Source organism: Inquilinus sp. CA228 (assembly GCF_052078665.1).
Lineage (GTDB): Bacteria > Pseudomonadota > Alphaproteobacteria > DSM-16000 > Inquilinaceae > Inquilinus.
In genome coordinates this window covers 1-8,352 of the sequence record NZ_JBQJIK010000143.1, presented here as the reverse complement: position 1 = coordinate 8,352, position 8,352 = coordinate 1, and the positions used below count along the sequence as shown (strand labels likewise).

Sequence of the window (8,352 nt, the reverse complement as noted above, 5' to 3'; positions counted from 1 at the left end):
GGCCGTCGGCAAGTTCAAGCGCTTCAAGCGCATCGCCCTACGCTGCGAGAAGACCAAACGAAACTTCGCCTCCTTCGTTGCTCTCACCGCTGCCTTCATCTTGGTCAAATCCGTCCACAGAACCTAGATTAGTCACGCTGATGACTGGTTCGTACCAGCTTCGCTGCAATCACGATGCGCCAAAATCAACCTCAGGAGCCGTTCGATGAATCGCAGACATTTTCTTCGAACCAGCGCAGCATTTGCCGCGAGCTCTGCGATGTTCCGAAATGCTGCTGCGCAGGGCTCTCTCCCTGCGAACTTCAATGGCGTCGCGGTTTACGATGAGACGCCGAAGGGACGGATCTTCATTGCCGATTCGCTCAGCTATTTGACGCGACGACTCGATCTCATGGGACCTTTACGCGTATCCCAGAAAGATGTCGTTGTCGGCTGCTCGTTTGCTGGCCTGCAGACTTTCGCCGACCCATTGTCTCTCGGGCCTCGTGGATTAATTGCCCACGCTGCTGGAGTAGGCAAAGACAATGCCGGGATTGCTGGCCTTGCGATGGCGCAAGAATATGGCGTGCCGGCGGCCGCTTGCCTGACCATGTCGGCCCGCATGTCTGATGGGCGATCCCTGCTTCTCGACGGTGTCATCGGACATTTGAACGAGGCGGCCAGAGCCGCAGGCGTGCGCGAAAACATGCCGGTGCGGGAAGCCGCTTACGCCATATTGGACGCTCCTGAAGGGCAAGCACGTCAGGTGGATAGCGGCGCCGGATCGCACACCGACGGCAAAATTACGACCCTGGTTGAAACAAAAACAGGCGGGATTTACGCGGCATGGTTTATCGCGCTGATCAAAGAGAAACGCGCGAATGACGTCTTCGTGACCGCTACCCACTGCGGCGAAACCATGGCGCAATATGCGCTCGCAGTTCGCCCGAAAGGTATAATCGCGAACGACGCAGGGCTATGCAAAGACCGTTCCGGTGTAATCGCCCTCACAATACTGGAACGCGAGGGCATTCCCGCAGCAGCGGTTGCAGCGCTATCCGCGCGGATTGGCGACGAAATCAGTTCCTATAATGACGGTATCATCTCCGAGATGAATGCGCAGGCAGCGAAAAAAGGCGTGCAACCCGGAATGTCATGCAAGGACGCCGCGCGTATTTTCCTGGAAGCGTAAATCCGCAGCGATCATATCGCGGTTGGCACGACCAGGCGCGGCGTGACGGCCTCCACGACATGGCTTGCGGACAGGCGTGGCGATGAGGCACTGACCGCTGGCGATTCCTGGCGGCGGAGGGCTCACTCGCTCAAATCGCGCGGAGCAACCTTCTGTGCTGTGTACATCGACTGTCGCTGCGTCTGCAACGTCATGGGTTGACCTCATGAGCTTGGACCTCTTCGTCGCACGTCGCGGGCTTCTGGCCCTTCTCGGTCTCTTGCCCACAGGTCTGATAGGCTCGCTGCCTGCAATCGCGAGCGAAGAGGTGGCGTTGGCCGCACTTCGCGACGGCGCTATCGTCTTGTTCCGTCACGCCCATGCGCCCGGCGGTGGCGATCCGCCTGGCTTCCGCATCGGCGATTGCGCTACCCAGCGGAATCTCGACTCCGAGGGGCGCGCTCAGGCACGCCGTATCGGCGACCGGCTCCGGGCGGAAGGGGTTCGCATCGGCGTCGTCCTCGCATCCGAATGGTGTCGAGCGCTGGAGACCGCCCAACTCGCGTTCCCTGGCCAGGTTCGGCGCGAGCCAGCTTTTAACTCGTTCTTCGACGACCCTTCCAAGGAACCCGGGCGCACAAAGCTTGCCAAAGAGCTGCTCGCTGCGTGGCGCGGCCCCGGCGCGCTGGTCGTCGTGACGCATCAGGTCAACATCGGTGCGCTTACGGGCCTGGCGCCGGGCGGCGGCGAAGGCATCGTTGTTCGTCTTCGCGGCGATCAGGTCGAGGTTGTCGGCCGCATTCAGCCTTGAGTTCCAGCCCGGCCCTGCCGCTACGCCAGCTTCCGCTCGCGCCGGATGATGTCGTAGGCGGCGTTGATGCGGGCCATCTTGTCGGTGGCGATGGCGATGAAGTCGGCCGGCATACCGCGGGCGATCAGACGGTCCGGGTGGTGCTCGCGGATCAGCCGGCGATAGGCCGCCTTCAGGCTGTCGTCGTCGATCTGCCGCTCGACCCCCAGCACGCCGTAGGGATCGACATCGCAGCCGGCGCATTCCTCGGCGCAGAGCCGGTGGAAGTCGGCCTGGGCCAGGCCGAACAGCCCGGCCACGGCGCGCAGATAGTCGAGTTCCGCCGGCTTCACGTCGCCATCGGCCTTGGCGATGGTGAACAGGCACTGCAGCAGCTCCTCCAGCACCTCCGGCCGGTCCCTGAACATGCCGGCGAGCTGGCGGGCGTACGGTTCGAACCCGGCGGAGTCGCGGCGCGCCAGGTTGAACAGGCGCTCGACATTCGCGTCTTCCTCCGCCGGCACGCGGAAGACCCGGCGGAAGGCTTTCACCTCCTCCGTCGTCACCGCGCCGTCGGCCTTCGCCATCTTGGCGCCCAGCGCGATCACGCCGATGGTGAAGGCGATGTGCTGGGTGGCGTCGCCATCCGCCGGCTGGCCGCGATACCAGTCGACGGCATGGCCGGCCACGGCGCCCAGCAGCGCCCCGATCGGGCCGCCCATGGCCAAGCCAGCGGCCGCGCCGACGATCTTACCCCAGATGCTCATCCCTCGTTCCGTTCGCCGACACGCCGCCCCTCGGGGGCCATGATAGCAGGTCGAGCGGCGGAACGGAGGGGCCGCGATGACGCGGGCCGGGACCCGGGTCAGCTGGCCTCCGCCGGGTTGCGCAGATAGTAGCGCCGGGTCGGGAACACCGCCTTGATCGTGGCGAAGGAGGCCGAACCGGCCGAGCCGCCGCCGGCCGGCAGCCGGGCCGCCGCCTCGTCGATCAGCTCGATGCGGGCGCGGGTGCCGGGGTGGCTGGAGAACAGCGAGGTGGTGGTCTCGGTGTCCGGCGGCACCAGCGAGTCCAGCGTCTTGAAGATCGCCGAGGCCTGGCGCGGATCGTAGCCGGTGGCGCGGAACACGGTCAGCACATAGGCGTCGGCCTCGCGCTCGTGGCTGCGGGAGTAGCCGGAGGTGATCAGGTCCTTGACCGGGCCTTCGAGCTCATCGAGAGCAGCCTTGCTCAGGGGCTCGACCACCCCGCTCAGCGACCCGGCCTGGGCGTTGATCTCGGTCTGGGCGACGCCCTTGCCGAACGCGGCCAGCCGGTCGAGCATCCCTTTGCTGTCGAGCTCCTGCACCTGGTGGCTCAGCTCGGCATGGCCCATCTCATGCGCGATCACGGCCGCCAGCTCGGACTCGCTGGCGGCGTAGCGCAGGATGCCCTTGTTGATGCCCAGCTTGCCGCCCGGCAGCGCCCAGGCATTCGGGGTGTTGTCGTCCAGCACCGTGATCTCCCAGCGGAACTGCCGCTTGGAAACCCGGAACAGCGGCTCGGCGAAGCTGCGCACCGCCGACTGGACCCGGGCGTTCGGATAGGCGCCGCCCGAATCCGCGACCAGGCGGGGGTACAGCCCCTCGCCCATCGCCAGCTCCTCGCCCGGACTCATCTCCTTCGAGGCGAACAGCTGGCCGATGGTGCTGGCCGCCCCCATCGGGTCGTTGGCGTAGTTCTGCACGGTCTGGCAGCCGCCGAGCGCGAGCGCCGCGAGGCTGGTGCCGGCCCCGGCGAGAAAGAAGCGGCGATGCAGAGTGGTGAATGGCGTGTTCAAAATATCCCCCTCATTTCGTGGTCAGGCTATGGCTGCGATCCCAGTCGGCCGGCGGCGGCGCCTGGGCGTAGGCCGTGGCGCGGTCGCGGTAGAGCGCGGCGGCCGGATCGGTGTCGGCCAGCTCCGCGAAGCGGTCCGCCGCCTTGGCGAAGCGGCGGCGGTAGTAGAGGGCCAGCGCGGCATGGAACAGCCGCACCGCCTGCACCTGCTCGACCGTGGCGTCGACCAGCGGCGCGATCGGCTCATAGACCCGGACCGGCCGCAGCTTGCCCTTGACCGCCAGATAGTCGAGCCGCCGCATCAGCCAGCGCTGCGGCAGGGCGCGATAGGTGGCCTCGCCGATCATCAGGCTGCTGCCGTAGAGCTTGTTGGCGCCCTCCAGCCGCGAGGCCAGGTTCACCGCGTCGCCGAGGACCGTGTAGTTCAGCCGGGTCGGCGATCCGACATTGCCGACCACGGCCGGGCCGGAGTTGATGCCGGCCCGCAGGCCGAGCGGCGGCAGGCCCTGGTCCTGCATCGCGGTGCGGTTGTACCGGCCGAGCGCCGCGAAGGCGTCCATCCCCGCGGCGACGGCGTGCTCGGCGCCATGCGGGTCGGGCAGCGGCGCGCCCCACACCGCCATCACCGAATCGCCGATGAACTTGTCGACATAGCCGCCGTGGCGCTCGACCGCGTCGGCGACGCGGGCCAGGAGGCCGTTGACCACCGCGACCAGCCGTTCCGGCTCCTTTTCCAGCCGTTCGCTCAGGTCGGTGAAGCCGGCGATGTCGTAGAAGGCGATGGTGATCGGCCGGGTCTCGCCGACCAGGGTCAGGCCGTCGGGATCCTCGGCCAGCCGCTCGACCAGCGACGGGGCGAGGTAATGCCGGAAGGCGTGGGTGACACGACGCCGGGCGCGGTCCTCGACCACGAAGCGGTAGACATAGATCGCGGTGTAGGTCAGGGCGAAGGCCAGCAGCAGCGGCACCAGCGGCGGCACCACGCCGCCGCCGAGCGCCAGCAGCGAGGCGAGCACCGCGACCGCCGCGGCGCCGAGCAGCGCCAGCAGGCCCCAGCCCGGCGCCAGCAAGAACAGCAGCGCCCCCAGCGCGGTCGAGGCGACCCCGACCACGGAAGCGGCGGCCGGCGGCGGCAGCATCTGCGGCGCCCGGCCGAGGGCGAAGGTCAGCGCCGCGATGGCGTGGACCAGCGTGCCCGGCATGTTGGACCGGCTGAGCGTGCTGGTCTGCGGCGCCTCCGGGCGCGAGCAGCGCGCCGCCGGTTCGTGGTCCGACGCCTCAGCAAGCAGCCGCCGCGCCGTGAGGTGGCGGTCCTCGACATCGAGCAGCGGACCGATGATGACGATTCGGTCGGCGAATTCGCGGCGGAAGAAGTCGACCTGGCCGGCCTTGGCGCAGGCCGCCAAATCGGCGAAGTCATAGATCGGCACGTCGCGCGGACCGATGGTGAAGTCGATCACCGAAACACCCTGCGGCACGGCGTGGCCGGCCCGGGCGACGAGCTCCGCCGCCAGGGTCGGCACGGTGTCTCCGCCGTCCTGGCGCGGCATGACGGCCGGGTAGACCCGGACCACGTTGTCGGGGTCATAGTGCAGGTTGACCGGGCTCAGGTTGCGGTCGCCGCCGACCGCCGTGACCTGCCCCTGCTCCGGCCGCACCGGGACATCGCCGGACTGGGCGAAGCCGAGGACGATCCGGCCGGTCGGCGCGATCGCGGCCAGAGCCTGCTTCAGAGGCCGGTCGTATTTCTCGATCAGATCCCGCCGGTCCAGCGTGGTCGGGAAGATCTCGTCCAGGCCGATCACCGCGGCCCCACCCTGGGCCAGCCCGACCAGAACGAGGCCGAGTTCCGGCGTCCAGGAGACCTTCGGCCGGTTCCACAGCGGCGGGGTGCGGTAGGTCTCCTCCCGGATCGCCACCACCGCCACCGGCAGGCGGTGCGACAGCGGCCGGGACGTCCAGCCGAGCGGCCGGTCGAGCCACAGCAGCATGTCGATGCCGAGGCGCTGCAGGAAGCCGGCGCCGGGCAGCAGCAGGCTGCTGCCCAGGACCAGGCCGATCCCGAGCGCCACGGCCGGGCGACGGAGCCTTCGCATGATCGGAAAGAGAGTGGCGTCGGGCCGCGCGTCAGCGCAGTACCACCGTGCCGCTCGCCCCCTTGGCCCCGGGATCGACCGAGAACACGGCGGACCGGCCGCCGGCCACGATCTTGTAGGGCACGCCGGTCTGCAGCTTCGGCGCGTTGCCCGGGTAGCGGAAGCCGCCGCCGCCCTGGCCTTCCCACACGGTCTGCGGCGCCGGCGCGTCCAGCATCACGATGCTGACCGAACCGTCGGCGCCGGAGAATTGCGGCCGGGCGGAGGTGACGGTGGTCTCGGCCCAGAGCCGCGGGTCGAACGGGCTCTCGCCCAGCCGGTTGACGCCGGCGCCGGCCTCGGCCGAGCGGGCGTTCACCGCGACCTGGGTGCGGGCGCAGTCGCCGCTGCTGGTCTGGACCTGGCCACCGGCGACGCGGCTGGCGGCGACGCCGACGGTGACGACGCCGCCGCGGATGGTCTCGACCGTGCAGCCGCCGCCATAGGCCAGAACAAGCCGGCCGCTGCGGCCGAGATCGATGGTCTGGCCGGGATAGACGCTGTCCGTCACCTCGACCTCGGCGCCGGGCGCGCCGCTGATCGCGGTCACCTGCGCCGACGGCTCGCTGCCGGTCGGGGCGGGGGAATCGCCGGAAAGGTTGAAGATGTCCAGCAGCCCCTGGGCGGAGGCCGCCGATGGACTCAGAAGAGCCGCCGAGAACAGAACGGCGGCGCAGGTTGAAACCAGCTTGTTCATATTCGCTAATCCCCGACCTTAAATTCACGACGGATAGTCTTCCGCCGCCCCCGGAACGTCCAATGCGCTGCCTTTGTGTCGCATTGACGGCAGTGTTGTTACGGGATTGCGGCCGCGGGCGCCGATGGCGCAGCCTTGCCGCACGGCAGGCGCGGGCTTAAGGTCGACAGCCGTCCTCGTTATGTCTGACCTTTGAACCGGATCATGGCCGTCCCCCAGTCGCCCCGCCCCGCCCTCGCCGACCGCGCCCTCGCCGCCCTGCGCGCCCTGCTGGGCGACCGCTTCTCCACCGCCGCCGCGGTGCGCGAGCAGCACGGACGCGAGGAGTCCTGGCACCCGACCATGCCGCCCGACGCGGTCGCCTTCCCGCACTCCACCGAGGAGGTCGCGGCGGTGCTGCGGATCTGCGCCGCGCACGAGGTCCCGGTGGTGCCCTACGGCACCGGCACCTCGCTGGAGGGCGGCATCGCGGCGCTGCGCGGCGGCGTCACCGTCGACCTGTCGCAGATGAACCGGGTGACCCGGGTCTCGGCCGAGGACCTGGACTGCACGGTCGAGGCCGGGGTGACCCGCAAGCTGTTGAACGAGCATCTGCGCGACACCGGCCTGTTCTTCCCGATCGATCCCGGCGCCGATGCCAGCCTGGGCGGCATGGCGGCGACCCGAGCCTCCGGCACCAATGCGGTGCGCTACGGCACGATGCGCGACAACGTGCTGGGGCTGACCGTGGTGCTGGCCGACGGCCGCATCATCCGCACCGGCGGCCGGGCGCGCAAATCCGCGGCCGGCTACGACCTGACCCGGCTGTTCATCGGCTCGGAGGGCACGCTGGGCCTGATCACCGAGGTGACGCTGAAGCTGTACGGTATCCCGGAGGCGATCTCGTCGGCCGTCTGCGCCTTCCCGACGGTGGCCGACGCGGTCAACACCACGATCGCCACCATCCAGCTCGGCATCCCGGTGGCCCGGATCGAGCTGCTGGACGAGGTCCAGATCGGCGCCAGCAACGCCTATTCGAAGCTCGACCTCGAGGTCGCGCCGACGCTGTTCTTCGAGTTCCACGGCACCGAAGCCGGCGTGGCCGAGCAGGCGGAGACGGTGAAGGCGCTGGCGCAGGACAATGGCGGCGGCGAGTTCCTTTGGGCGACCAAGGCCGAGGACCGCAGCAAGCTGTGGGAGGCGCGGCACAAGGCTTATTACGCCGGCATCGCGCTGCGCCCCGGCTGCCGCGGCATGCCGACCGATGTCTGCGTTCCGATCAGCCGGCTGGCCGACTGCCTGGTCGAGACCAAGGCCGACATCACGGCCAGCGGCCTGGTGGCGCCGATCGTCGGCCATGTCGGCGACGGCAACTTCCACACCTGCATGATCCTGAACACGGATGACCGGGAGGAGATCGCCCGGGCCGAGGCCTTCCACGACCGGCTGGTGATGCGGGCCCTGGCGATGGGCGGCACCTGCACCGGCGAGCACGGCATCGGCTACGGCAAGATCCGCTTCCTGGAGCAGGAGCATGGCGACGGCGTGGCGGTGATGCAGGCCCTGAAGCGGGCGCTCGACCCTGCCGGCATCCTCAACCCGGGCAAGGTGCTGCCGGGGAATTGACCAGGGCTCCGGAAGGGCCACCCCCTCTTGCTGTCATTGCCGGGCTTGACCCGGCAATCCAGAGAATGTCGAGACCCTCTGGATGCCCGGGTCAAGACCCTATGGGGAGTGGATAGCGACCGCGCCTGTGAGAGGTTGAGGTTGCTGAACCAACCCT

At 68.7% G+C, this 8,352-nt stretch carries 7 protein-coding genes; 3 read left to right on the top strand and 4 right to left on the bottom strand.

Annotation, left to right across the window (positions count from 1 at the left end; genetic code table 11):
* The first annotated feature begins 205 nt into the window (after positions 1–205).
* Both ACTOWL_RS37065 and ACTOWL_RS37060 read left to right on the top strand, forming a co-directional pair.
* A complete protein-coding gene (locus ACTOWL_RS37065) occupies positions 206–1,171 on the top strand; it encodes a hypothetical protein (protein WP_441326326.1) in 966 nt (321 codons plus the stop codon).
* A gap of 205 nt (positions 1,172–1,376) precedes the next feature.
* Positions 1,377–1,961, top strand: coding sequence for a histidine phosphatase family protein (locus ACTOWL_RS37060; protein ID WP_441326325.1), 585 nt, complete (start codon positions 1,377–1,379; stop codon positions 1,959–1,961).
* 20 nt (positions 1,962–1,981) lie between these two features.
* Here the strand turns inward: ACTOWL_RS37060 and ACTOWL_RS37055 are convergent, their stop codons facing one another.
* From ACTOWL_RS37055 to ACTOWL_RS37040, 4 genes are all read right to left on the bottom strand, one after another.
* Positions 1,982–2,707, bottom strand: coding sequence for a TerB family tellurite resistance protein (locus tag ACTOWL_RS37055; protein ID WP_441326324.1), 726 nt, complete (start codon positions 2,705–2,707; stop codon positions 1,982–1,984).
* Between the two features lie 98 nt (positions 2,708–2,805).
* Positions 2,806–3,759 (bottom strand): M48 family metalloprotease, encoded by a 954-nt coding sequence (locus tag ACTOWL_RS37050; protein ID WP_441326323.1) that lies wholly within the window; start codon positions 3,757–3,759, stop codon positions 2,806–2,808.
* Positions 3,760–3,769: 10 nt separating this feature from the next.
* Positions 3,770–5,854, bottom strand: coding sequence for an adenylate/guanylate cyclase domain-containing protein (locus ACTOWL_RS37045; RefSeq protein WP_441326322.1), 2,085 nt, complete (start codon positions 5,852–5,854; stop codon positions 3,770–3,772).
* A gap of 31 nt (positions 5,855–5,885) precedes the next feature.
* A complete protein-coding gene (locus ACTOWL_RS37040; protein ID WP_441326321.1) occupies positions 5,886–6,590 on the bottom strand; it encodes a hypothetical protein in 705 nt (234 codons plus the stop codon).
* Between the two features lie 204 nt (positions 6,591–6,794).
* Here ACTOWL_RS37040 and ACTOWL_RS37035 point away from each other — a divergent pair, with 204 nt between their 5' ends.
* Complete coding sequence (locus ACTOWL_RS37035; protein ID WP_441326320.1) at positions 6,795–8,195, top strand: FAD-binding oxidoreductase; 1,401 nt, start codon at positions 6,795–6,797, stop codon at positions 8,193–8,195.
* The last annotated feature ends 157 nt before the right edge of the window (positions 8,196–8,352 follow it).

Coding starts and splice junctions, on each gene's coding strand:
- ACTOWL_RS37060 (WP_441326325.1), top strand. CDS start 1,377: ATGAGCTTGGACCTCTTCGTCGCACGTCGCGGGCTTCTGGCCCTTCTC.
- ACTOWL_RS37055 (WP_441326324.1), bottom strand. CDS start 2,707: ATGAGCATCTGGGGTAAGATCGTCGGCGCGGCCGCTGGCTTGGCCATG.
- ACTOWL_RS37065 (WP_441326326.1), top strand. CDS start 206: ATGAATCGCAGACATTTTCTTCGAACCAGCGCAGCATTTGCCGCGAGC.
- ACTOWL_RS37035 (WP_441326320.1), top strand. CDS start 6,795: ATGGCCGTCCCCCAGTCGCCCCGCCCCGCCCTCGCCGACCGCGCCCTC.
- ACTOWL_RS37045 (WP_441326322.1), bottom strand. CDS start 5,854: ATGCGAAGGCTCCGTCGCCCGGCCGTGGCGCTCGGGATCGGCCTGGTC.
- ACTOWL_RS37040 (WP_441326321.1), bottom strand. CDS start 6,590: ATGAACAAGCTGGTTTCAACCTGCGCCGCCGTTCTGTTCTCGGCGGCT.